The organism is Janthinobacterium sp. C22 (assembly GCF_057919405.1).
Window position 1 is genome coordinate 6,531,028 of record NZ_CP193659.1, and the last position, 21,810, is coordinate 6,552,837.

Here is a 21,810-nt window from a genome sequence, read left to right on the forward strand (position 1 = left end):
TTGTCTACAAGGTTTAATCTAGCCCTATTGAATTTCAGGCAAGAGGAAAACCGCATGACCAAGACGCACGACATTCCGAAACCAACGGCAGCCGAACTCGATCTGCTGCAGGCGCTGTGGCCGCTGGGCGCCGCCACAGCCAAGCAGGTGCACGAGGCGATGGCGCTGGCCAAGCCGGCCATCACCTATGGCACCGTACTGCGCCTGATGCAGATCATGCATGGCAAGGGCTTGCTGATCCGCGACGAAAGCCAGCGCTCGCACGTGTATGCGCCGGCCCAGGCCCAGGACAGCCTGCAGACGAATTTGCTCAAGGAATTGATGCAGAAGGCCTTCGCCGGTTCAGCCAAGGCGCTGGTGCTGGCGGCGCTGCGCACGGGCGTGTCGCGCGCCGAACGCGAGGAAATCGAAAAAATGCTCAAGGACGATCCATCATGAACGGCTTCGTGCCGGCGCTGGGATGGACCCTGCTGCACTTCCTGTGGCAAGGCTTGCTGATCGGCTGCGCCACGGCGCTGGCGTGGGCGGCCCTGCGCAATGCGCGTCCCGAGGCGCGCTACGCCGTCGGTTGCGGCGCCCTGCTGACCTGCCTGGCATGGCCGGCGGCGGGCTTGTATCTGCGCCTGGCCGGGGCCGATGCGACGGGCGCGCTGTTCTCCAGCGCCTTGCTGCCGGCCGCCCTGCTGGCGCCCGACAGCCTGCCCGACCTGGAGCTGCTGCTGCGCGCCGTCGTCGGCGTGTGGGCCCTGTGCGCCGCCGTGCTGGCCGTGCGCATGGCGCTGGGCATGCTGTGGATAGAGCGCAGCGCCAGGAACACGGGCACCGCGCATGCAAAACTGCAGACAAGGCTGTCGCGCATGGCGCACGATGCCGGCGTGGCGCGGCCCGTGCGGCTGCGCGTGCTCGACAACATCGCCAGTCCGCTCACGGCCGGCATCTGGCGCCCCATGGTGCTGGTGCCCGCGGCGCTGCTTACCGGCATGCCGCCGCACCTGCTCGATGCGCTGCTGGCGCATGAACTGGCGCACATCCGGCGCCACGATTATCTGCTCAACCTGCTGCAAAACGCCATCGAGGCGCTGCTGTTCTTCCACCCTGCCGTCTGGTGGATTTCACGCGGCGTGCGCCTCGAACGCGAACATATTGCAGATGATTTCGCAGCAAGACAACTGGGCGAACCGCGGCGTCTGGCTCTTGCACTCTCGGAACTGGAACGTCTCCAGTTCTCAACCCACCACCTGGCCCAGGCGGCCAACGGAGGAGATCTTATGTCACGTATCAAACGATTGCTGCACCCCGCACCACAAGCCCTGAACTGGAAGGCGGCCGTACCGCTGCTGGCATTGGCCGGCGCCTGCCTCGGCATCTACGGCCAGGCCGTCGCCGCCGACAGCGCACCCGTACTGGAGCGCCGCCCCGTCATCGACTTTGGCGTGTGCGGCAAACCGGTCTACCCGGCCGCATCGCTGCAGGCGAAGGAAGAGGGTACGGTCAACATGTCCTTTGACGTGAGTGCCGCCGGCAAGGTAACGGGTTCGAGCGTGGTCAAGAGCAGCGGCCATCCAGCCCTCGACGAGGCGGCGCGCAGCGGTATCGCCAAGTGCACGTTCAAGCCGGCCCTCGCTGGCGGCAAGCCGGTCAGCGCCAGCGTCAAGGTGCAATACGTCTGGCGCCTGAACTAATGTCTGCGCGGCGGCAGGCAGCAGCGCTACCGCCGCCGCTTGCGGGTATGATCATGGATTCTTCCACGCACCTGTGAACACGCCATGAACAAGATCAAAACCGGCCTGGTCGGCTACGGCTTTGCCGGCTCCACCTTCCACGCTCCCGTCCTGTCCACCATCGATGCCCTGGAACTGGCGGCCGTCGCCTCCAGCAAGCCCGAGCTCGTGCACAAGGATTGGCCGCACGCGGCCGTGTATGCGGAAGCGGCGCAGCTGTTTGCCGATCCATCCATCGAACTGGTCGTCATCGCCGCACCCAACGAGGCGCATTTCAGCCTGGCGCAAGCGGCCCTGCAAGCGGGCAAGCACGTGGTGGTCGACAAGCCCTTCACCATTTCCAGCGCCGAAGCACAGAGCCTGATCGCGCTGGCGAAAGAGCGCCAGCTGGTGCTCAGCGTGTATCACAACCGGCGCTGGGATGGCGACTTCCTGACCCTGAAAGCGCTGCTGGCGCAAGGCACCCTGGGGCGCATCGCCAGCGTCGAATCGCACTTCGACCGTTTCCGCCCCGAGATCCGCCAGCGCTGGCGCGAATCCGGCGCGCCGGGCGGCGGCTTGCTGTACGACCTGGGTCCGCACATGCTGGACCAGGCCATGCAGCTGTTCGGCAAGCCGGAAAAACTGTATGCCGATATCGTCCTGCAGCGCGATGGCGCGCAAGCCGTCGACTACATGCACATCGTTTTGTATTACGAGCGGCTGCGCGTGGTGCTGCAAGCGGGCTGCCTGGTGAAGGCGCCGACGGCGCGCTTCGCCGTGCATGGCGACAAGGGCAGTTTCGTGAAATTCGGCCTCGATCCGCAGGAAGATGCCCTGAAGGCGGGCGGCAGGCCGGGCCAGCCCGGCTGGGGCGTTGACCCCGTGCGCGGCGCGCTGCACCTGGACACGCAGCCGGACGGCCATTGCGAACACCTCGAAATGCAGGCGGGCCGCTACCAGGACTTTTACCAGGGCATGGCCGACGCCATCCGCCACGGCGCACCGGCGCCCGTGGCGGCCGAGGATGCGGCAGCGACGATACGCCTGATCGAACTGGCGCTGCAAAGCGCCGCCGAAGGGCGCGTGCTGGCGGTGAGCTGATCGGGCTGCCGTCGCCGCATCAAGGCCGGCCCTGGTTCGTTCCCGCCGGCCAGACCAGCTCCACGCGCGCGGAACTGCCCGCCTTGACCTGCACCTTGCGCTCCAGCGTCTTGCCCGCCAGGGTGGCGCGCAGGCTGTAGCTGCCCGGCGGCAGTTTCGCCAGCAGGAAGGGGCCGCTGGCCGTCGCATCCAGCACCGGAGCGCCCTTGGCGTCGCGTATTTCCAGCTTCACGTCGGAGGCAAATTCCGCCTTGCCCGCCGCCTGCACGGAAAACACGAGACTCAAAGGCCAATGCCGGCTGGCGCTCTTGATGGCCGTCGACTCATCGAGGCCGATGCCGCCGCTCAGGTACTCCACCGCCCCGCTCTTCTGCACGGGCGGCAGTGCGCCGTCGGTTTGCGCCTGCGCCGCACTTCCCAGCAACAGCCCGGCGGCCAGCATCGCCGCCGCCAAGCCCAGGGTACCGCATCTGTTCAATGCCATCTCACTCTCCTCATGTCGGTTGAATCAAGATAGGAAGCGCAGCTTAAACAGGACTTAGCCCCACATCAACGCCGGCGCATGGCGTCGGCGATCTTCTGGTCCGTCTTGTACTGGCTCAGCGCATATACGGCCCAGATCGTCGCTGGCAGCCAGCCGATCAGGGTAATTTGCAGGATCAGGCAAATGATGCCGGCGATCGGACGGCCGATCGTGAAAAAGGTCAGCCATGGGAGTAACAGGGCAATCAGCAAGCGCATCGTTCGTTCCTTGAGTATTCCCCTGTGCCGCGGGGACCGGGCCGGCATGCGCCGGCGGTAAATTCAGTTAATCCGATTATAACGATACCCGGCCCTCACGCCTGCACGGGTGCCAGCAGTTTTTCCATCCAGGCCAGGATGGCGGCAAAGATCGCCTCGCGGTTCACCTCATTGAAATTCTCGTGATAGTTGGCCGGATAAAAATGATAGTCGAGCAGGCCATCGGGCACGCTGCGCAGCAGGCTTTCCGTGGCGCGGCTGTCGGCCAGCTTGTCGTCGCCCGCCACCGCGGCGAACAGGGGGAAACGCCAGTCTGACAAGCCGCCCGCCAGCGCCTTTTGCGCCGACGTCAGCGCATGGGCGAAACGCACCGACGCGGCACTGGCGCGGATGCCATCGCGCTCGTCCTGAAAATGGCGCGCGGTGATGGTCTGGTCATGCGTGAGCAACATGGTCAGGTTACCCAGCGGCACTTTCATCGTCGGAAAGCGCTGCGCCAGCCAGCCGGACAGCATCTGCAGCACCTTCGGCACGGGTATCGCATTCACGTAATACGGCGATGAAATCACAAATCCCTTGATGGCCGGGTCGCCCGCAAAGCGCCACAGCCCCAGGTGCGTGGCGATCAGACCGCCCATGGAGTGGCCCATGACGAATACGGGCACGCCCGGATACGTCTGCTTGACCCAGGCGAGGAACAGCTCCTCGTCGTCGAGGAAGGCGTCGAACGAGGGGATGTCGACCTTGCGCTTGCCGTCGTGGCCCACCATGTCAAAGCTGACGGTGGCGATGCCGTGCTGGCGGAAGTATAGCGCCGGCGTGACGTAGTCGCCCGCATGCGCCATGCCGCCGTGGATCGCCAGGATCACGGCGCGCGGGGCTGTGGCGGCTGCCAGATGTGGATGGGCCGCTCGACCCGGTCGCTGCACAGCAGGCTGGCCATCTTGTCTTCTGAAAAACGCATCGCTGCTCCTGTCATGCCCTGTCACGCCTTCAGATGATCGATCAACTGGCGCGCATACAGGGGTAATTCACTGAACTGGCGCACGCAGATCGTCAGATTGCGTACCGACCAGGGATCGGATAATTCCAGGCAGCGCAGCGCCATCGTCTGCTGGCAGCGGCTGGCCGCCGCCAGCGGCACCACGCTGATGCCCACGCCGCTGGCCACCATGCGGCACACGGCATCGAAGCTGCGCAGGCGCACGCGCACCTTCAAGGGGCGTCCCAGGCGCGCCGCATGCATGCCCAGGTACTGCTGCATCGCGCTGTCGTCGGCCAGGCCGATGAAATCGTGATCCAGCAGCGTGGAGAACGCGACGACGCCATCCTGGCCCAGGGCGCGGTGATGCACGCCGTCGGCCGCGGCGATCACCACCAGCCGGTCGGGGCGGAACAGAAACGTCTGCAAGCCGCGCATGTCGACCGAGTCGGACACGATGCCCATGTCGGCCAGCCCTTCCGAGACGGCCTTGACGATATCGTAACTGAGGCGCTCTTCCAGGTCGATGGTCAGGTTCGGATGACGGTCGAGAAAAGCGCCTAGCGCCTCGGGCAAAAATTCGCTGAGCGCGGCCGTATTGCACAGCAGGCGCAACTGCCCTTTCAAGCCGCGTGCAAATTCGCCGAGTTCGCCACGCATTTTCTCCATTTGCAGCAATACGAGGCGCGCGTGATGCAGCAAGGTCTGGCCCACGGGCGTCGGCTCCACGCCGCGCCGCCCGCGCAGCAGCAGGGGCATGCCCAGCATCTCTTCCATGCCGCGCACGCGCGCGCTGCTCGACGCCAAGGCGAGATGGCTGCGCGCGGCGCCCGCCGTCAGGCTGCCCGCTTCCACCACGTTGACGAACAGCTGCAAATCGACCAGATCAAAGCGCATGGCGGCTCCCCTTTTCACCATCTTACCAGCCTTCGTATTTTACTGAGGCTGACTCAAAATAATCCACCTTGGCGAAACCGCCCAGCGCGCGCAGAATCCACGCAATTCACTGTGGAATAGAAAAAATGGAGACGTCATTCCTGCTGGCCGTCGGGGCCAGCTTCCTCGTCGCTGGCTTCGTCAAGGGCGTAGTCGGATTGGGCTTGCCGACGGTGGCCATGGGCACGCTCAGCCTCGTCATGCCGCCCGTGCAGGCGGCGGCCCTCCTGATCGTGCCGTCGATGGTGACGAATGTCTGGCAGCTGGCGGCCGGCCCCGGCCTGCGCGCCCTGCTGCGGCGCCTGTGGCCCATGCTGGCGGGCGTCATGGCCGCTACCGTGGCGGGCGGCGCCCTGCTGCCGGCCGACAGCGGTGCCTGGGCCGGCGTCGCGCTGGGCGTGGTGCTGATGCTGTACGCGCTGGCCGGCCTGTTTTCGCTGCAGCTGCGCGTACCGGCGCGGCACGAAGCGTGGCTGGGGCCATTGGCGGGCGCGGCGACGGGACTGGTGACGGCCGCCACGGGCGTGTTCGTGATCCCCGCCGTGCCGTATCTGCAGGGACTGGGCCTGGCGCGCGATGCGTTGGTGCAGGCGCTGGGCCTGGCCTTTACGGCATCGACCGTGGCGCTGGCGGCCAGCCTGGCCCTGCACGGCGACTTCAGCCTGGGCGCAGCCGGCGCTTCCGCGTATGCGCTGCTGCCGGCGCTGGCCGGCATGCTGGCCGGTCAATGGCTGCGCGGACGCATCGCGCAGCTGGTATTCAAGCGCTGCTTTTTTATCGGCCTGTTCGCCCTGGGCCTGCATGCGGTGGTCAAACCATGGCTGGCGTGATCCAAGTAACGGCTTTGGGAGAGCATGCGCTGTCGGCCTGCATCGACGGGCAGCAGGTGGCCATGCTCGATTTCAGTCCCTGCGGGGCGCAAGCCACGCTCAATATGCTGTTCGTGAAACCGCCGTTTCGCCATCGCGGCGTGGCCAGGGCATTGATGCGCGAAATCCAGCGGCGCTATGCGCAGGTGCGCTGGGTCAATCGAGGCCGAGAATGGACGCGACCGACAGTTCGAGCTGCTCGACCAGTTCCGGCTGCATGAATTGATACTCGTCGGGGATATCGAGCACGTGGATGGTCTTGTGCTCGAGCAGGCGGCCAAACTGCGCGCGCAGGCGCGACTTGTGCTTCTCCTCCATCACGAAAATCACCTCGCACCAGGCCAGGTCATTCGCATTGACGGGATGGCGCGCGTTCGAGCTGGTGCCGCCCGAACGCACGGACAGGGCGGGATGGCTGCGCCATACCCGCTCCGCCGTGGGACTGCGCCACTGGTTGCGGCTGCAAACGAACAGGACGTTCAAGCGCGCCTGAGCCTTAGATACCGTAGCGCGCGCGGTAGGCGGAGACAGCTTCTTTATGTTTCAGCAGTTCCGGATCGGCGCCCGCGCCGTTCAGGTAGCCGAACAAGTCGTCCAGGTTGCCGATCGAGATGACGGGGATGCCGTACTGTTTCGACACTTCCTGCACCGCCGAACTTGGCGACAGCTGGCCGTCCGGGCCCGAGCGCTCCATGCGGTCCAGGGCGATCAGCACGGCGCATGGCTCGGCGCCGGCGGCGCGGATCATGTCCACCGATTCGCGCACCGAGGTGCCGGCCGAGATCACATCGTCAATGATGACAACTTTGCCATGCAACTTGGCGCCGACGATGGTGCCGCCTTCGCCATGGTCCTTGGCTTCCTTGCGGTTGAAGGCGAACGAGGTGTTGCGGCCCTTGCCGGCCAGCGCCACGGCGGTGGCCGATGCCAGGGTGATGCCCTTGTAGGCGGGGCCGAACAGCATGTCGAACTCCACGCCCGAGTCGAGCAGGGTCTGCGCGTAGAACTGCGCCAGCTCGGCCAGGGTGGCGCCGTCGTGGAACAGGCCCGCATTGAAGAAGTACGGCGATGATCGCCCGGCCTTGGTGGTGAACTCGCCGAACCGCAAGACTCCCTTGGATACTGAAAACGCGATAAACTGCTGGCGTAAATTATTCACATTAGCCTCATTTTTTAAAAGTGCCTGTATTTTAATCCGCGCGCAGCGGCGAGACAATCGCCATGCCGCGCCCGCCGGCCCCGTCCAGCGCCCTTTTCACTTTCGACCTATGCCAAAAATTATCTCCGCCAACCTGAACGGCATCCGTTCCGCCGCCAAAAAAGGCTTTTTCAACTGGATGGGCACGCAGACGGCCGATTTCATCTGCGTGCAGGAATTGAAGGCGCAGCTGCCCGACATGACGCCTGAATTCCTCAACCCGCACGGCTACCATGGCCATTTCCACTATGCCGAGAAAAAGGGTTACTCCGGCACGGGCGTGTACAGCAAGGTGGAACCGGACGCCGTGCATATCGGCTTCGGCAGCCCCGAATTCGACGCCGAAGGCCGCTACGTGCGCTGTGATTTTGGCAACCTGTCCGTCATTTCCGTGTACTGCCCCTCCGGCTCGTCCGGCCCGGAGCGCCAGGAAGCCAAGTTCCGCTTCATGGAACTGTTCCTGCCGCACCTGCTGGAATTGAAGGCGCTGGGCCGCGAAGTGGTCATCTGCGGCGACTGGAACATCGCCCACCATGAAATCGACCTGAAAAACTGGAAGGGCAACAAGAAGAATTCCGGCTTCCTGCCGGAAGAGCGCGCATGGCTGACACGCGTCTTCGACGAAGTGGGCTTCGTCGACGTGCACCGCGGCCTGGACAAGCGCGAAGACCAATACACGTGGTGGAGCAACCGCGGACAAGCCTACGCGAAGAACGTGGGCTGGCGCATCGATTACCACGTCGCCACGCCAGGCATCGCGGCCCAGGCGCATACGGTCAGCGTCTACAAGGACGAGCGGTTTTCCGATCACGCGCCGCTGATCATCGACTACACGCTCAAGGGCTGATCTTTGACACGTCGCGGGTGTTGTCGGCTTACACGCTTCGCGCTAAGCCGACCTACGCCCGATCTGGCGTAGGTCGGATTAGGGCCGCAGGGCCGTAATCCGACAACATGGTTGACGCGCCAATCAATGGGGGTGTCTGGTTATGCCAGCATGCGCCGGCTTTCAAAATGGCGCGCCTCGCCGCTCAAGGGGTCGGTGAACTCGATCGCGCGCGCCAGCAGCTGCAAGGGCTGCGACATGTCGTCTTCCTTGCACGGCAGCGCCACCGGGTAAAACGCATCGTTGACGATGGGGATGCCCAGCGATGCCAGGTGCACGCGCAGCTGGTGCTTGCGCCCCGTGTGCGGCTGCAAGCGGTACAGATTCACGCCGCCGCGCTCTTCGATCACGTCGATGACGGTTTCCGAATTCGGCTCGCCCGCTTCCTCGCGCATGAGGAAAAACTGCGCGCCCTCGACCATGCGGCTGCGGTAGGTGAATGGAAAATCGCGGCCCGCCAGCACGGGCGCCAGCGCCTCGTACGTCTTGCGCACTTCGCGGCGCTGGAACAGCGACTGATAAGCCCCACGGCTGGCGATCTGGCGCGAAAAAATCACCACGCCGGCCGTCTCGCGGTCGAGGCGGTGGATCGGCGTCAGCTCGGCGCAGTCCAGGTTTTTCTTCAGGCGCGTCAGCAAGGTCTCCTGCACGAAGCGCCCGCCTGGCGTCATGGGCAGGAAATGCGGCTTGTCGACGACGATCAGATGCTCATCCTGGAACAGGATCTCCTCGTGAAAAGGGATCGGCGTTTCCCGTTCCAGCTCGCGGTAGTAAAAAATGCGCATGCCGCGCTTGTACGCGCTGTCAGGCGTCAGCACGGCGCCGTCGCCATCGACCACTTCGCCGCGCGCCATGCGGTCCCGCCATTGCGCGGCGCTGATGTGCGGGTAGCGCTCGACCAGGAAGGCGAGCATGTCCGGCCACTGCCCCTCCGGCAGCCACAGGTAGCTGGCTGCCACGCCGTCGCGCATGGGCAACGGTGCGGCGGCGTGACGCTTGGCCATCCTAGCGCTGCGCGATGGCGTTGCTGCGGTACGGCGGCAAGGCGTCCACGCTGACGCCCTTGCTGCGCGCATACAGGGGCAGCACTTGCGCCATGTGGCTGTTCATCTGCGAGATGCGGTCCTTGCCCGACGGGTGCGTCGAGAGGAATTCCGGCGGCGCGCCCTTGCTCACTGCCGCCATTTTCTGCCACAGGATGACGCCGGCGCGCGGGTCGAAACCGGCGCGCGCGGCCAGATCCATGCCGATCAGGTCCGCTTCGCGCTCGTCGTCGCGCGAAAACTTCAGCATCACGCCCTTCGCCGCCATATTCGTGGCGGTACTGGTCAGATTCGGGTCAACGCCGAGCCATGCCGACAGGCCCGCGCCGGCCAGCTTGGCGCCCACGGCGGCCAAGTTACCCTTGCCCGCCTGCGCCTGCGAGTGTTCGCGCAAGGCGTGGGAAATCTCATGGCCCATGACGATGGCCACTTCGTCGTCGGTCAGATTCAGCTTGCTGATGATGCCGCTGTAAAAAGCGATCTGCCCGCCCGGCATGCAAAAGGCGTTGACCTCGTCCGAGTTGAGCAGGTTGACCTGCCAGTTCCAGCTGGCCGCCGCCTCGTTCCAGCGCGTGGCGAACGGGATGATGCGCTGGGCGATGGCGCGCAGACGTTTCACTTGCGGGTCACTGTCGGGCACCAGCGCATTTTTTCCTTTGCCTCGTTGACCAGCTGCATATACTGCTGCTTCGACTGTGCATTGAAATCGGCGCCGCCGGCAAAGATGCGCGACGTCGACAAGGGACGCACCTCGATGCCATCCTGTACCGTCGCCTGCTGGGCGTGGACGGACAGGGGCGCCAGCGCGGTGGCCGCGCACAGGCTGGCCAGGACGGTGTAACGTTTAAGGGATATTGGTGCCATTGGCAGACCTCCATGGAGCGATTTTAGGCAGCATCATCATGGCCGGAAAGGCCAGGAAGAAGCACACGATGAAAAACGAGAACCAGCCCAGCTCGGCGACCAGAAAGCCCACCGAGGCATTGATCAGGGTGCGCGGCACGGCGCTCAGGCTGGAAAACAGGGCATATTGCGTGGCCGTGTAGCGCGGGTCCGTGGTGCGCGACAGGAACGCGACAAAGGCGGCCGCGCCCAGGCCCAGGCTGGCGAAGGCTTCGAAGCCGATCACGGCGCTGAGCAGCATGGTATTCGGTCCCACCTGCGCCAGCCAGGCAAAGCCCAGAATGGCGATCGCCTGCAGCGCGCCAAATACCCACAGGCCCCGGTTGATGCCCAGCTTGAGCATCCACACGCCGCCCACCACGCCACCGGCCAGGCTGGCCCAGAAACCCGTGGTGTTGGCGGCCAGGCCGATCTGCGTCATGCTAAAACCCAGGTCCAGATAAAACTTCGTCGCCAGCGCCGTCGCCATGCTGTCGCCGATCTTGTAGAGTAATACGAAGGCGAGGATCCACATTGCGTTACGCCAACCATCGCGCGCGATGAATTCCTGGAACGGCAGGATGATCGCTTCGCGCATCGTCTTCGGCGGCGAGCCGTACACGGTCGGCTCCCTGATCAGCAAAGTGCACACGAGACCCGGCAGCATGAAGGCGGCCGTGATCCAGAAGACGGGCTGCCACGGCATGCGGTCGGCCAGGATCAGCGACAGCGCGCCCGGCACCATGCCCGCCACTTTATACGCGTTGACGATGACGGCCGCGCCCAGGCCCTGTTCGTTATCGGACAGGATTTCGCGCCGATAGGCGTCGATGACGATGTCCTGGCTGGCCGACAGAAAGGCCACGCCGCCGGCGGCGGCCGCGATCAGGCCGATCTGCGTGAGCGGGTCCAGCATGCCCATGCCGCCGATGGAAAAGAACAGCGCCACTTGCGTGAGCGCCATCCAGCCGCGCCGGCGTCCCAGTCCCAGGATGCGGTAGCGGTCCATCAGGGGCGCCCACAGGAATTTCCAGATGTAGGGGAACTGCACCAGCGCGAACAGCCCCAGCGCCTTGACGTTCAAGCCCGACTTGGCCAGCCATGCCTGCAGCAGGTACAGCAGGATGAACAGGGGCAGGCCGGAACTGAAGCCCAGCACCAGCACGGCCAGCATGCGGCCATTGGCATAGGAACGCCATCCTGGCGCCGGGCTGACATTCATCAATGCACCGCTTTTTTACGCAGGCGGAAGACGGCCAGGTCGCCGCGCAGGTTGGGCAGCACGGAGACCATCTTGCCTTCGGCCAGGGCCACGCAGTCGATCACTTCCAGGCCGCATTCCTCGGCCAGCTCGCGGAAGTCGTTGATGGTGGCGCAGCGCACGTTGGGCGTGTCGTACCATTGGTAAGGCAGCGACTTCGACACGGGCATGCGGCCTTTCAGCAGTGCCACGCGGTGCGGCCAGTAGGCAAAGTTGGGAAACGAGACGATGGCCTCGGCGCCCACGCGCACGATGTCGCGCAGCAGCGGCTCGACCTGCTTCATCATCTGCAGCGACGACAGGCACAGCACCGTATCGAAGCTGTTGTCGCCGAAGATGGCCAGGCCCTTTTCCATGTCCTGCTGGATCACGTTCACGCCGCGCAGGGTGCTGGCCAGCACCTTGTCGTCGGCGATCTCGATGCCGTAACCGCTGCACTCCTTGTCGCTTTGCAGGTACTGCAGCATCACGCCTTCGCCGCAACCCACGTCCAGCACGTGCGCGTTGTCCGGCACCCAGTGGGCGATGAAGGCCAGGTCGGGGCGCAGCGCGCTCAATTCGTCAAAAGTCATGCTGTCTCCTTCGCGCCCTGGCGGACGGCGGTGTTCTGTACTGCGGCGGGCGCGCCCGCCCCGATGTCGTTCCAGACCTGGCCATAATAGGCGCGCACCATGTTCATGTAGCGCGGATCTTCCAGCAGGAAGGCGTCGTGGCCGTGCGGCGCGTCGATTTCCGCATACGTGACCTGGCGGCGGTTGCACACCAGCGCCTCGACGATCTCGCGGCTGCGCTCGGGCGAGAAGCGCCAGTCGGTGGAAAACGAGGCGAGGAAGAACTTGGCCTTGGTGCCCGACAGGGCCTTGGCCAGGTCGCCGCCATGCGCGCGCGCCGGATCGAAATAGTCGAGCGCCTTGGTGATCAGCAGATAGGTGTTCGCGTCGAAGTACTCGGAGAACTTGTCGCCCTGGTAGCGCAGATACGATTCGATCTCGAAATCGATGCCGAAGCCGAATTTGTAGTCACCCGTCTGCGCCGCGTCACGCAGCTTGCGGCCGAATTTCTCGGCCATGTCGTCGTTCGACAGATACGTGATGTGGCCCACCATGCGCGCCACGCGCAAGCCGTTCTTCGGCACCACGCCGTGCGCATAAAAATCGCCGCCCCGGTAATCGGGGTCGGACAGGATGGCCTGGCGCGCCACGTCATTGAAGGCGATGTTCTGCGCCGACAGCTTGGCCGTCGAGGCGATCACCACGCAGTGGCGCAGCCGTTCGGGAAACATGATGCTCCACGCCAGCGCCTGCATGCCGCCCAGCGAACCGCCCATCACGGCGGCGAACTGCTTGACGCCCAGTTCATCGGCCAGGCGCGCCTGGGCGCTGACCCAGTCTTCCACCGTGACGACGGGGAAGCTGGCGCCATACGGCTTGCCGGTGGCGGGATTGGTGTGCATGGGGCCCGTCGAACCGAAGCAGGAGCCGAGGTTGTTGACGCCGATGACGAAGAATTTGTCCGTGTCGAGCGGCTTGCCGGGACCGACCATATTGTCCCACCAGCCCGTGCTCTTCGGTTCGTCCGCGTAGACGCCGGCCACGTGGTGCGAGGCGTTCAGGGCGTGGCAGACCAGCACCGCGTTCGATTTGTCGGCGTTCAGGGTGCCGTAGGTTTCATACATCAACATATAGTCCCGCAGCGATGCGCCGCTTTGCAGCTGCAGGGGTTGCGCAAAATACATGGTTTGCGGCGAAACGATTCCAATGGATGACATGTGTGTCGGTTTATAAAAGGGGGCGGCCCCACGGGCCATGGTCGATGCAGCACCGCGATGATAGGTACTGCAACTTTAACATCAGGACACCTCTTGCCGCGCGCGATGTGTCCTGATGCCTAAGGTGACAGTTTACATGAGCTGAAGTTGATGGACGGCTTCCGCGATCACATTTGGTTCCATGGAACGCATAATTTTGCGCATTTGTGGCGCAATCAGCCCCAGATCGCTGTTGAGGATCTCTTGCTTGACCGCCAACAGCTGGGCCGGATGCATGGAAAACTCGCGCAAGCCCATGCCCAGCAGCAAGCGCGTGAGCTTCACGTCGCCCGCCATCTCGCCGCACACGGCCACGTCGATGCCCGCCTTGTGACCGGCCGCGATCGTCATCGAGATCAGCTGCAGCACGGCCGGATGCAGCGGATTGTACAAATGCGCCACTTCGTAGTCGACCCGGTCGATGGCCAGGGTGTACTGGATCAGATCGTTCGTGCCGATCGACAGGAAATCCATGCGTTTGACGAACATGGGCAGCGCCAGCGCGGCGGCCGGAATCTCGATCATGGCACCCACTTCGACCTCGTCGTCGAACTTGACGCCCTCCTCGCGCAGGCTGGCCTTCGCCTGCGCGATCATGGCCAGCGACTGGTCGATCTCGAACGCATGCGCCAGCATCGGGATCAGGATGCGCACCTTGCCGAAGGCCGAGGCGCGCAAAATCGCCCGCAGCTGCGTCAGGAACAGCTGCGGCTCGGCCAGGCAGTAACGGATGGCGCGCAAACCCAGGGCGGGATTCAAGGCCGTATGGTCGGACTGGTCGAGCGGCTTGTCGGCGCCGATGTCGAGCGTGCGGATGGTGACGACTTTTCCCTTCATCGACTGCACCGTGTTGCGGTAAGCCTCGAACTGCTCGTCCTCGGTGGGAATCTTGTGGGCGCGGCCCATGAACAGGAATTCGGAGCGGAACAGGCCCACGCCGCTGGCGCCCGACTCCAGCGCAAACGCGCAATCTTCGGGCAATTCGATATTCGCCAGCAGGGTGACGGGCGTGCCGCACTTGGTCACGGCCGGCGTCTTTTTCAGCTTGCCCAGCTTCTTGCGCGCGCTGCATGGCCGTCTGGCGCTCGCGGTACTGTTCCAGCACCAGCGCGCTGGGGTTGGCGATGACGACGCCCGCGTCGCCGTCGATGATCAGCCAGTCATCCTGCTCGATCAGCATCGACGCCTGCGACATGCCGACGGCGGCGGGAATATCGAGGCTGCGCGCGACGATGGCCGTGTGCGAGTTCTGCCCGCCCACGTCGGTGATGAAACCGATGAAGGAGCGGTCGCGGAACTGCAGCATGTCGGCCGGAGAAATGTCATGCGCGACGACGATCATCTGCGCCATCAATTCGTCTTCGGCCGCGGCCTTGGGCAATAGCTGTTCCGTGCCCAGCAAGACTTTCAATACGCGCTCGGCCACCTGCTGGATGTCGGCCTTGCGTTCGCGCAGGTACGGATCTTCGATTTCGTCGAACTGCGCCGACAATTCATCGATCTGCGTCAGCAGCGCCCATTCGGCGTTGTAATGGCGCTTGCGGATGATGTCGAGCGGCGCTTCGGAAATCATCGGGTCCGACAGTATCAGCGCATGCACGTCGATGAACGCGCCCAGCTCCGTAGGCGCATCCTTGGGCAGCTCGTTCCACAGGGTCTGCAGTTCCTTGTGGACGGTGGCGATGGCGCTTTGCAGGCGCTGGACTTCGGCTTCGATCTGTTCCTGGGCGACCAGGTAATGTTTGACGTCAAGGGCGGCCGGCGCCAGCAGATGCGCGCGGCCGATGGCGATGCCGCGGGAAACCGGGATGCCGTGGAGCGTGAAAGATGCCATGGGTTGACCTGTCGGAATGCGGCTGCGGCTGCGTTCGGCGGGCATTACTCGCCTTCGCCAAACCTGTCATTAATCAGGGCGGTGAGCGCATCGACACATGCCTGCTCATCATCGCCCTCGGCTTCCAGGGTCACTTTCGCGCCCTTGCCGGCGGCCAGCATCATCACGCCCATGATGGACTTGGCGTTGATGCGGCGCGCGTTGCGGGTCAGCCAGACGTCGCTCTTGAACTTGGCGGCGAGCTGGGTAAATTTGGCGGAGGCGCGTGCATGCAGTCCCAGCTTGTTGATGATTTCGAGTTCTTTTTGAATCATTTTTGTATGGTCTCTATCCCTGAATGCACTGCATTGTTGCCAGCCCTAGCTATAAAACCCGCCGCCTTCAGGGCGGCGGCCATGTCACTCTTTACTCGCCCACGCGGATGCGGTTATCGACGCGCACGGCGCCGCTTTGCGCACCGGCCAGCGCCATCTCCACCACTACGTCGAGCGTGTCGCGGCGATACGTGATGGCGCGCAGCAGCATCGGCAGGCTGATGCCGGCGATGACTTCCACCCTGCCCGCATCGGCCAGCTTGTTGCAGCAGTTCGACGGCGTGCCGCCCTTCACGTCGGTAATCACCAGCACGCCGGAGCCGTCGTCGAGGCGGCAGATGGCTTCCGAGGCCAGCTTTTGCACTTCCGCCAGGTCCTGATCGGCGACGACGTCGATGGCTTCAAACCGTTCCGTTGGCCCGCGAAACACATGCGCGCAGGCGGCGATGAAAGCCTGTCCCAGCGGTGCATGTGTCATGAGCAAAATCCCTACCATAGTCATTTCACCTTCTAGCGCTGCTGCGCTTGCGCAACGCCATGCTCGACGGCGTCGACAAACATGGCTGCCACGTCAAAACCCGTCTGCTGCATGATTTCCTGGAAGCAAGTCGGGCTGGTGACATTGACTTCCGTCAGATAGTCGCCGATCACGTCCAATCCTACCAGCATCAGGCCACGCGCGGCCAGGATGGGGCCCAGCTTTTCTGCGATTTCCAGGTCGCGCGCCGTCAATGGCTGCGCCACGCCCGTGCCGCCGGCCGCCAGGTTGCCCCGCACTTCGCCCGCCTGCGGGATGCGCGCCAGCGAAAACGGCACCGGCTTGCCGCCGATGACGAGGATGCGCTTGTCGCCCTTGACGATGTCGGCGATGAAACGCTGCGCCATGATGGTCTGCGCGCCGTTCTCGCTCAAGGTCTCGATGATGGCGCCCAGATTCAGGCCATCGGCCTTGACGCGGAAGATGCCCGTGCCGCCCATGCCGTCGAGCGGCTTGAAGATGACGTCCTGGTGCTTGGCGTGGAAGGCGCGCAGGCGCGCCTCATCCGACGTCACCAGGGTCGGCGACGTGAATTCGGAAAACTGGGCAATGGCCAGCTTTTCATTGTTGTCGCGGATGGCGGACGGCTTGTTGAAGATGCAGGCGCCCTGCTTTTCCGCCAGTTCCAGCAAATACGTGCCGTACACGTATTCCATGTCGAACGGCGGGTCCTTGCGTTCGATGATGGCGTCCAGCGCCGACAGGCGCATTTCCTGGGTGGAAACGACCTTGTACCAGTCGTGTTCATCGCCCGTCAGCTCGATGTGGTTTACCCGTGCCGTGACGATGCCTTCTTCCAGCGCCATGTCCTTCTGTTCGAAGGCGTAGACGGCGTGGCCGCGCCTGGCCGCCTCGCGCATCATGGCGAAGGTGGAATCTTTGTAAGTCTTGAAGCCTGCCAGCGGGTCGGCAAGGAATGCAATTTTCATGGTGCGTCCAATCGGGGAGCCTGATAAGGAATGCTTGATTCTAGCCGAGATCGCCAGGCGCAGTGGTCACCGCGCCCGGCAAGCTGCAGGGAGGGATCAATACACCTCGGGATTCGGGTCCGTGCGCTCCATTTCCAGCGACGCGGCCAGCAAGGCCAGGCGCGCCACCACGCCATACACGTAGAAACGGTTCGGCGCGGCCGTACCCGGCTTGGCCTTCAAGTCCGGCACGGCATGCTGCTGGGCAAACGCCAGCGGCACGTACTGCGAGCCGGGCGCATTCAGGTTCTGGTCCACGCCCTTCTCCGCGTGCACGCGGTAGAAACCGCCCACCACGTAGCGGTCGATCATGTAGACGACGGGTTCCGCCACGGCATCCTTGATGCTCTCGAAGGTCGGCACGCCTTCCTGGATGATGACGTCAGTGACCACTTTTCCGTCCTTGACGATGGACATCTTGTCGCGCTGCTTGCGCGACAGGTCGCGCACTTCGCTGGCGTCGCGCACCGTCATGATGCCCGTGCCATATGTGCCCGCATCGGGCTTGACGATGACAAACGGCTTTTCCTTGATGCCGTATTCCTTGTATTTCTTGCGGATCTTGGCCAGCAGCACGTCGACGCTGGCGGCCAGCGCGTCTTCGCCCTCGCCTTCCTGGAAATTGACGTCGCTGCACTTGGCGTGGAAGGGATTGAGCATCCACGGGTCGACATCGATCATCTTGCCGAATTTTTTCACCACTTCATCGTAGGCCGTGTAGTGGTTGCTCTTGCGGCGCAAGGCCCAGCCCGCGTGCAAGGGCGGCAGCAGGCTTTGTTCATGGATGTTTTGCAAGATATCGGGGATGCCGTCCGACAAGTCGTTATTCAGCAGGATCGTACACGGGTCGAAATCCTTCAAACCCAGGCGGCGGCCATTGTTCAGGCGCACGAGGGGTTCGATGACGAGCATGTTGCCATCTGGCAACGCCAATGGCGTCGGCTGGGTGATGTCGGGCGACCACGAACCGAAGCGCACGTGCAGCCCCGTCTGGCGGAAGATTTGCATCAATCGCGCCACGTTCTGCAGGTACTGCGGCGTGGTGTTGTGCAATTCCGGCACGATCAGCAGGTTGCGGGCGTCCGGGCAATACTTGTCGATGGCGGCCATGGCCGCCTGCACGGACAGGGGCAGCATTTCCGTGGCCAGGTTATGGAAACCGCCAGGGAACAGATTGGTATCGACGGGCGCCAGCTTGTAGCCGGCGTTGCGCAAGTCTACCGAGCAATAGAAGGGCGGCGTGTGCTCTTGCCACTCCATGCGAAACCAGCGCTCAATGGCCGGCGTCGCGGCCAGAATCTTTTTTCGAGGTCGAGCAGCGGTCCGGTCAGGGCCGTGACGAGATGGGGAACCATAGTTACATCCTTAAATTATGTGCAGTATTCAAAAAGCACACAGAACTGCCGACTATATTACCGTGTAAGTACCCCAAGTCGGGGCAAAAGCCTTGTTTTAAAGACCTTTTCCATTCCCACAACGAAAAAAGGCACCTCGATGAGGCGCCTTTTCAGACAAGGCACGCCGCGCCGGGGCGCTGGCATGCCAGATCATTGTTATTTAGCCATGATACGCTTGCTCGCCATGGCTGGTGATGTCGAGACCTTCGCGCTCTTCTTCTTCCGGTACGCGCAAGCCGATGACGATGTCGACCAGTTTATAGGCGACGACGGAGACCAGGGCCGACCACAGGATGGTGGTGCCGACCGCTTGCGCCTGCACCCATACCTGATGGCCGATCGAGTACGGGTCGGCCGACATCTTGTTGGTGACAAAGTCGAAGATGCCCTGACCGCCCAATTGTGGTGCAGCAAACACACCCGTCAGCAAGGCGCCGAGGATGCCGCCCACGCCATGCACGCCGAACACGTCGAGCGAATCGTCGGCGCCGATCAGGCGTTTCAGACCATTCACGCCCCACAGGCAGACGATACCGGCCAGCAAGCCGATGACCAGACCACCCATCGGGCCGACAAAGCCGGCCGCCGGGGTGATCGCCACCAGGCCGGCCACGGCGCCCGATGCGCCACCGAGCATGGAGGGCTTGCCTTTGCTGATCCACTCGCCAAATACCCACGACAGGGTGGCGGCGGCAGTGGCCAGCAAGGTGTTGACGAAGGCCAGGGCTGCCACGTCGCCCGCTTCCAGCGAGGAACCGGCATTGAAACCGAACCAGCCCACCCACAGCAGGGAAGCGCCGATCATGGTCATCGTCAGCGAGTGCGGTGCCATCGATTCGCGGCCGTAGCCAACGCGCTTGCCGATCATGATCGCGCCCACCAGGCCGGCGACGGCGGCATTGATGTGCACCACGGTGCCGCCGGCAAAGTCCAGCGCGCCTTTTTGCCAGATCCAGCCCGCTTTCAGGGCTTCGCTGGCCGAGGTGGCGGCATTGGTGATCAGGTCAGGACCGGTCCAGAACCACACCATATGGGCCGCTGGCAGGTAGGCAAACGTGAACCACAGGACGACGAAGGCCAGCACGGCGGCAAACTTGGCGCGCTCGGCAAAGGCACCGACGATCAGTGCGCAGGTGATGGCGGCAAACGTGCCCTGGAAGGCGACGAAGACGAACTCGGGAATGACGACGCCCTTGCTGAACGTGGCGGCGGCGGCAAACGTGCCCTTGGCCGGGTCCCAGATACCGTTCAGGAACAGGCGGTCGAAGCCACCGAAGAAGGCGGTTTTTTCCGTGAAGGCGACCGAGTAGCCGTAGATGCACCACAGCACGATGACCAGCGCGAACACCATGAACACTTGCATCAGCACCGACAGCATGTTCTTCGAGCGCACCAGACCGCCGTAGAACAGGGCCAGGCCGGGGATGGTCATCAAGATCACCAGCAAGGTGGAAATCATCATGAAACTGGTATCGCCCTTGTTGGCGACGGGCGCGGCGGCTGGCGCGGCAGCGGCCGGGGCCGGCACGGCGGCAGCCGGTGCCGTTGCGTCAGGCACGGGCGTGACGGCGGGCGCGGCGACGGCCGCGGTCGTGGCCGCTTCCGTCTTGGCAGGGGCATCGGCAAAGCTCGGCGCGGCGACGCCAAACGCACACAGACAGGCAAACCCAGCTAGCAATTTTGTTATATTTTTACGCATCAATATTCCCCTTAGAGCGCTTCGTTGCCGGTTTCACCGGTACGGATGCGGATGACCTGTTCCAGGTTGTAGACGAAAATCTTGCCGTCGCCGATTTTACCGGTACGCGCCGCGCCTTCGATCGCTTCGATGGCCTGGTCGACAATGGCGTCATCGACGGCCGCTTCAATCTTGGTCTTGGGCAAGAAATCAACGACATACTCGGCGCCACGGTAGAGTTCCGTGTGGCCTTTCTGGCGGCCGAACCCTTTGACTTCGGTAACGGTAATGCCTTGCACATTGATAGCCGACAAGGCTTCGCGTACTTCGTCCAGTTTGAACGGTTTAATGATTGCAGTAATCATTTTCATGGCAGTCTCGCTTAAAAGGTTTTGGATACGGTCAGCACGAGACCGGATTTCGCCAGATTCTTGCCATTCGGTGCCAGCGACGTGATATTGGCTTTGACGTAGGCCAAGGCGACAGTTGCCACGCCAAAATCCTTGGTGACGCCCAGCTTGTAATCGGTATAGCTGAGGGCATCGTTATGTTCGACTTTCTGGCGGCCCACATGCAAGTTCAGCAGATAGCCTTCGTACATATCGATATTCGCGCCCACGTCGAGGTAGCCGCTGTTCTTGCTGTCGGCCACGCCGAACAGATTGGTGGTCGAGTGCGAGTACTTGATGTAGGCCGGGCCATAGCCGAGCTGGCCGTACAGCTCGAAGGTGTTCGCATTCGTGCTCAAGCCATTCGATGGGTAGAAGTAATACAGGCCGCCCACGTCATAGGTAAAATCCTTGCTGATCTCGCCCCGCTTGCCGGCATAAATATCCCATTCCAGGTTCGTATCGCCGCCGCCGTCCTTGATCCATTTGATGCTCGACAGCCAGGTTCCCACGTACAGGCCCGTCGGATTGTGGGTATAGTCGGCGCCGCCGCTGATGGCAGGGTCGAGACGGCTTTGCGACACGCCACGGTAGCGGTAGTCGCTGGTCAGCGCCACGTTGTAGCTCACCACGTTATCAGGTACGGCAGCAGCAGGCGCCGCCACCGCATCCTGGGCCATGGCGCTGCCGCTCAAAGCGGTCATGGCCAGCGTCAACGCTGCAGCTAAAGTCATGTTCTTGGACAGATTCTTCATGGCGATTCCCTTTTATTGAACTTTTAAAGCGGTTGAGGTTTAAAATCTTGGCTGGAGATCACAAAGCGTTCATACCTTCTTTAGCAGAATACGTGCCAGCTCTCTTGCCACCTTGACAGGTGCGTTTCCGGCCATACATACCCTGCAAGCCGCTGGGCATGCGGGAATACGCTGCTGAAGCGTTGTGGATTTGCCTATTTTCGCACCAGATTAACACCGCTGTGCACCGCAATGGTGCGATGCACATGCCGCACCATAAAAGGACTGAACATGGACATGAATACCTTCTTTAACGACTTGCAAGGCAAGATTCACCAAGCCATCGAGAACTCGCCTGCCAAGGATATCGAGAAAAACGTGAAATCGATGATGACCCAGGGCTTCGCCCGCCTCGATCTCGTCACGCGCGAGGAATTCGATATCCAGGCGCAAGTGCTGACCAAGACCCGCGCCAAGCTCGACGCACTGGAATTGCGCCTGATCGAACTGGAAACGCGCCTGAACGAATCGAAGGCCAAGGTGTAAGGT

The 21,810-nt window shown here is 63.1% G+C and carries 25 protein-coding genes and 2 pseudogenes; 7 read left to right on the forward strand and 20 right to left on the reverse strand.

Annotated elements, in window-relative coordinates; genetic code table 11:
• The first annotated feature begins 54 nt into the window (after positions 1-54).
• The 3 genes from ACRHIG_RS30650 to ACRHIG_RS30660 all read left to right on the forward strand — a co-directional run bounded on the left by ACRHIG_RS30650 (position 55) and on the right by ACRHIG_RS30660 (position 2,804).
• The gene (locus ACRHIG_RS30650) at positions 55-438 is read left to right on the forward strand and encodes a BlaI/MecI/CopY family transcriptional regulator (RefSeq protein ID WP_489628937.1); all 384 of its coding nucleotides are present in this window, start codon (positions 55-57) and stop codon (positions 436-438) included.
• Positions 435-1,682, forward strand: a complete 1,248-nt coding sequence (locus ACRHIG_RS30655) for a TonB family protein (RefSeq protein ID WP_489628938.1) — start codon at positions 435-437, stop codon at positions 1,680-1,682. Before ACRHIG_RS30650 ends, ACRHIG_RS30655 begins: the two co-directional genes overlap by 4 nt.
• A gap of 84 nt (positions 1,683-1,766) precedes the next feature.
• On the forward strand, positions 1,767-2,804 hold the full coding sequence (locus ACRHIG_RS30660; RefSeq protein ID WP_489628939.1) for an oxidoreductase: 1,038 nt from the start codon (positions 1,767-1,769) through the stop codon (positions 2,802-2,804).
• A gap of 19 nt (positions 2,805-2,823) precedes the next feature.
• On the opposite strand, the gene ACRHIG_RS30665 is transcribed toward ACRHIG_RS30660, so the two are convergent.
• The 4 genes from ACRHIG_RS30665 to ACRHIG_RS30680 form a co-directional block, all read right to left on the reverse strand.
• Complete coding sequence (locus ACRHIG_RS30665) at positions 2,824-3,288, reverse strand: carboxypeptidase-like regulatory domain-containing protein (RefSeq protein ID WP_489628940.1); 465 nt, start codon at positions 3,286-3,288, stop codon at positions 2,824-2,826.
• A 65-nt stretch (positions 3,289-3,353) separates the two neighbouring features.
• Complete coding sequence (locus tag ACRHIG_RS30670) at positions 3,354-3,545, reverse strand: YqaE/Pmp3 family membrane protein (RefSeq protein ID WP_070222801.1); 192 nt, start codon at positions 3,543-3,545, stop codon at positions 3,354-3,356.
• 95 nt (positions 3,546-3,640) lie between these two features.
• Complete coding sequence (locus ACRHIG_RS30675) at positions 3,641-4,414, reverse strand: alpha/beta fold hydrolase (protein WP_489628941.1); 774 nt, start codon at positions 4,412-4,414, stop codon at positions 3,641-3,643.
• A gap of 116 nt (positions 4,415-4,530) precedes the next feature.
• On the reverse strand, positions 4,531-5,424 hold the full coding sequence (locus ACRHIG_RS30680; RefSeq protein WP_070222806.1) for a LysR family transcriptional regulator: 894 nt from the start codon (positions 5,422-5,424) through the stop codon (positions 4,531-4,533).
• 125 nt (positions 5,425-5,549) lie between these two features.
• Here ACRHIG_RS30680 and ACRHIG_RS30685 point away from each other — a divergent pair, with 125 nt between their 5' ends.
• Positions 5,550-6,293, forward strand: coding sequence for a sulfite exporter TauE/SafE family protein (locus tag ACRHIG_RS30685; RefSeq protein WP_489628942.1), 744 nt, complete (start codon positions 5,550-5,552; stop codon positions 6,291-6,293).
• Positions 6,281-6,553, forward strand: coding sequence for a GNAT family N-acetyltransferase (locus ACRHIG_RS30690; RefSeq protein ID WP_475418344.1), 273 nt, complete (start codon positions 6,281-6,283; stop codon positions 6,551-6,553). The genes ACRHIG_RS30685 and ACRHIG_RS30690 overlap by 13 nt, the downstream gene beginning before the upstream one ends.
• Here the strand turns inward: ACRHIG_RS30690 and ACRHIG_RS30695 are convergent.
• Positions 6,489-6,815, reverse strand: a complete 327-nt coding sequence (locus ACRHIG_RS30695) for a low molecular weight protein tyrosine phosphatase family protein (RefSeq protein ID WP_489628943.1) — start codon at positions 6,813-6,815, stop codon at positions 6,489-6,491. The two genes, ACRHIG_RS30690 and ACRHIG_RS30695, sit on opposite strands and share 65 nt — an antisense overlap.
• 13 nt (positions 6,816-6,828) lie before the next feature.
• Positions 6,829-7,491 carry an orotate phosphoribosyltransferase gene (pyrE, locus tag ACRHIG_RS30700; RefSeq protein ID WP_475416746.1) on the reverse strand — a complete coding sequence of 221 codons (663 nt, stop codon included), beginning with the start codon at positions 7,489-7,491 and terminating at the stop codon, positions 6,829-6,831.
• A 109-nt stretch (positions 7,492-7,600) separates the two neighbouring features.
• Between pyrE and ACRHIG_RS30705 the strand changes: the two genes are divergently transcribed.
• Positions 7,601-8,377 (forward strand): exodeoxyribonuclease III, encoded by a 777-nt coding sequence (locus tag ACRHIG_RS30705; protein ID WP_436544100.1) that lies wholly within the window; start codon positions 7,601-7,603, stop codon positions 8,375-8,377.
• 140 nt (positions 8,378-8,517) lie between these two features.
• Here ACRHIG_RS30705 and ACRHIG_RS30710 read toward each other — a convergent pair whose 3' ends face one another.
• The 14 genes and pseudogenes from ACRHIG_RS30710 to ACRHIG_RS30775 all read right to left on the reverse strand — a co-directional run bounded on the left by ACRHIG_RS30710 (position 8,518) and on the right by ACRHIG_RS30775 (position 21,282).
• On the reverse strand, positions 8,518-9,420 hold the full coding sequence (locus tag ACRHIG_RS30710) for a pseudouridine synthase (protein ID WP_489628944.1): 903 nt from the start codon (positions 9,418-9,420) through the stop codon (positions 8,518-8,520).
• 1 nt (position 9,421) lies between these two features.
• On the reverse strand, positions 9,422-10,099 hold the full coding sequence (locus ACRHIG_RS30715) for a M48 family metallopeptidase (RefSeq protein ID WP_489628945.1): 678 nt from the start codon (positions 10,097-10,099) through the stop codon (positions 9,422-9,424).
• Complete coding sequence (locus ACRHIG_RS30720; protein ID WP_489628946.1) at positions 10,075-10,323, reverse strand: hypothetical protein; 249 nt, start codon at positions 10,321-10,323, stop codon at positions 10,075-10,077. Before ACRHIG_RS30720 ends, ACRHIG_RS30715 begins: the two co-directional genes overlap by 25 nt.
• Entirely contained in the window at positions 10,304-11,563 is a 1,260-nt protein-coding gene (locus tag ACRHIG_RS30725; protein ID WP_475416743.1) for an AmpG family muropeptide MFS transporter, read from the reverse strand. The genes ACRHIG_RS30720 and ACRHIG_RS30725 overlap by 20 nt, the downstream gene beginning before the upstream one ends.
• Positions 11,563-12,174: a methionine biosynthesis protein MetW gene (gene metW / locus ACRHIG_RS30730; protein ID WP_475416742.1), complete on the reverse strand. Its 612-nt coding sequence runs from the start codon at positions 12,172-12,174 to the stop codon at positions 11,563-11,565. Before metW ends, ACRHIG_RS30725 begins: the two co-directional genes overlap by 1 nt.
• Positions 12,171-13,370, reverse strand: a complete 1,200-nt coding sequence (gene metX / locus ACRHIG_RS30735) for a homoserine O-succinyltransferase MetX (protein ID WP_489628947.1) — start codon at positions 13,368-13,370, stop codon at positions 12,171-12,173. Before metX ends, metW begins: the two co-directional genes overlap by 4 nt.
• A 132-nt stretch (positions 13,371-13,502) precedes the next feature.
• Positions 13,503-15,243, reverse strand: a pseudogene (gene ptsP, locus ACRHIG_RS30740) (phosphoenolpyruvate--protein phosphotransferase).
• 44 nt (positions 15,244-15,287) lie between these two features.
• Positions 15,288-15,557 carry an HPr family phosphocarrier protein gene (locus ACRHIG_RS30745; RefSeq protein ID WP_010393142.1) on the reverse strand — a complete coding sequence of 90 codons (270 nt, stop codon included), beginning with the start codon at positions 15,555-15,557 and terminating at the stop codon, positions 15,288-15,290.
• A 91-nt stretch (positions 15,558-15,648) separates the two neighbouring features.
• On the reverse strand, positions 15,649-16,053 hold the full coding sequence (locus ACRHIG_RS30750; RefSeq protein ID WP_029496035.1) for a PTS sugar transporter subunit IIA: 405 nt from the start codon (positions 16,051-16,053) through the stop codon (positions 15,649-15,651).
• Between the two features lie 14 nt (positions 16,054-16,067).
• Complete coding sequence (gene gshB / locus ACRHIG_RS30755; protein WP_489628948.1) at positions 16,068-17,024, reverse strand: glutathione synthase; 957 nt, start codon at positions 17,022-17,024, stop codon at positions 16,068-16,070.
• 96 nt (positions 17,025-17,120) lie between these two features.
• Positions 17,121-18,418: pseudogene (gene gshA, locus ACRHIG_RS30760) on the reverse strand (glutamate--cysteine ligase).
• 202 nt (positions 18,419-18,620) lie between these two features.
• A complete protein-coding gene (locus tag ACRHIG_RS30765) occupies positions 18,621-20,159 on the reverse strand; it encodes an ammonium transporter (RefSeq protein WP_489628949.1) in 1,539 nt (512 codons plus the stop codon).
• Positions 20,160-20,170: 11 nt separating this feature from the next.
• On the reverse strand, positions 20,171-20,509 hold the full coding sequence (locus tag ACRHIG_RS30770) for a P-II family nitrogen regulator (RefSeq protein WP_010393464.1): 339 nt from the start codon (positions 20,507-20,509) through the stop codon (positions 20,171-20,173).
• An 11-nt stretch (positions 20,510-20,520) separates the two neighbouring features.
• Positions 20,521-21,282, reverse strand: coding sequence for a TorF family putative porin (locus tag ACRHIG_RS30775; protein ID WP_475416737.1), 762 nt, complete (start codon positions 21,280-21,282; stop codon positions 20,521-20,523).
• Positions 21,283-21,552: 270 nt separating this feature from the next.
• On the opposite strand from ACRHIG_RS30775, the gene ACRHIG_RS30780 reads away from it, so the two are divergent.
• The gene (locus ACRHIG_RS30780; protein ID WP_489628950.1) at positions 21,553-21,807 is read left to right on the forward strand and encodes an accessory factor UbiK family protein; all 255 of its coding nucleotides are present in this window, start codon (positions 21,553-21,555) and stop codon (positions 21,805-21,807) included.
• The last annotated feature ends 3 nt before the right edge of the window (positions 21,808-21,810 follow it).

Excerpts from the sequence above, each read along its gene's own strand:
- ACRHIG_RS30650 (WP_489628937.1), top strand. The coding sequence starts at position 55 with ATGACCAAGACGCACGACATTCCGAAACCAACGGCAGCCGAACTCGAT.
- ACRHIG_RS30655 (WP_489628938.1), top strand. The coding sequence starts at position 435 with ATGAACGGCTTCGTGCCGGCGCTGGGATGGACCCTGCTGCACTTCCTG.
- ACRHIG_RS30660 (WP_489628939.1), top strand. The coding sequence starts at position 1,767 with ATGAACAAGATCAAAACCGGCCTGGTCGGCTACGGCTTTGCCGGCTCC.
- ACRHIG_RS30665 (WP_489628940.1), bottom strand. The coding sequence starts at position 3,288 with ATGGCATTGAACAGATGCGGTACCCTGGGCTTGGCGGCGGCGATGCTG.
- ACRHIG_RS30670 (WP_070222801.1), bottom strand. The coding sequence starts at position 3,545 with ATGCGCTTGCTGATTGCCCTGTTACTCCCATGGCTGACCTTTTTCACG.
- ACRHIG_RS30680 (WP_070222806.1), bottom strand. The coding sequence starts at position 5,424 with ATGCGCTTTGATCTGGTCGATTTGCAGCTGTTCGTCAACGTGGTGGAA.
- ACRHIG_RS30685 (WP_489628942.1), top strand. The coding sequence starts at position 5,550 with ATGGAGACGTCATTCCTGCTGGCCGTCGGGGCCAGCTTCCTCGTCGCT.
- ACRHIG_RS30690 (WP_475418344.1), top strand. The coding sequence starts at position 6,281 with ATGGCTGGCGTGATCCAAGTAACGGCTTTGGGAGAGCATGCGCTGTCG.
- ACRHIG_RS30705 (WP_436544100.1), top strand. The coding sequence starts at position 7,601 with ATGCCAAAAATTATCTCCGCCAACCTGAACGGCATCCGTTCCGCCGCC.
- ACRHIG_RS30710 (WP_489628944.1), bottom strand. The coding sequence starts at position 9,420 with ATGGCCAAGCGTCACGCCGCCGCACCGTTGCCCATGCGCGACGGCGTG.
- ACRHIG_RS30720 (WP_489628946.1), bottom strand. The coding sequence starts at position 10,323 with ATGGCACCAATATCCCTTAAACGTTACACCGTCCTGGCCAGCCTGTGC.
- ACRHIG_RS30725 (WP_475416743.1), bottom strand. The coding sequence starts at position 11,563 with ATGAATGTCAGCCCGGCGCCAGGATGGCGTTCCTATGCCAATGGCCGC.
- metW (WP_475416742.1), bottom strand. The coding sequence starts at position 12,174 with ATGACTTTTGACGAATTGAGCGCGCTGCGCCCCGACCTGGCCTTCATC.
- metX (WP_489628947.1), bottom strand. The coding sequence starts at position 13,370 with ATGTCATCCATTGGAATCGTTTCGCCGCAAACCATGTATTTTGCGCAA.
- ACRHIG_RS30745 (WP_010393142.1), bottom strand. The coding sequence starts at position 15,557 with ATGATTCAAAAAGAACTCGAAATCATCAACAAGCTGGGACTGCATGCA.
- ACRHIG_RS30750 (WP_029496035.1), bottom strand. The coding sequence starts at position 16,053 with ATGGTAGGGATTTTGCTCATGACACATGCACCGCTGGGACAGGCTTTC.
- gshB (WP_489628948.1), bottom strand. The coding sequence starts at position 17,024 with ATGAAAATTGCATTCCTTGCCGACCCGCTGGCAGGCTTCAAGACTTAC.
- ACRHIG_RS30765 (WP_489628949.1), bottom strand. The coding sequence starts at position 20,159 with ATGCGTAAAAATATAACAAAATTGCTAGCTGGGTTTGCCTGTCTGTGT.
- ACRHIG_RS30770 (WP_010393464.1), bottom strand. The coding sequence starts at position 20,509 with ATGAAAATGATTACTGCAATCATTAAACCGTTCAAACTGGACGAAGTA.
- ACRHIG_RS30775 (WP_475416737.1), bottom strand. The coding sequence starts at position 21,282 with ATGAAGAATCTGTCCAAGAACATGACTTTAGCTGCAGCGTTGACGCTG.
- ACRHIG_RS30780 (WP_489628950.1), top strand. The coding sequence starts at position 21,553 with ATGGACATGAATACCTTCTTTAACGACTTGCAAGGCAAGATTCACCAA.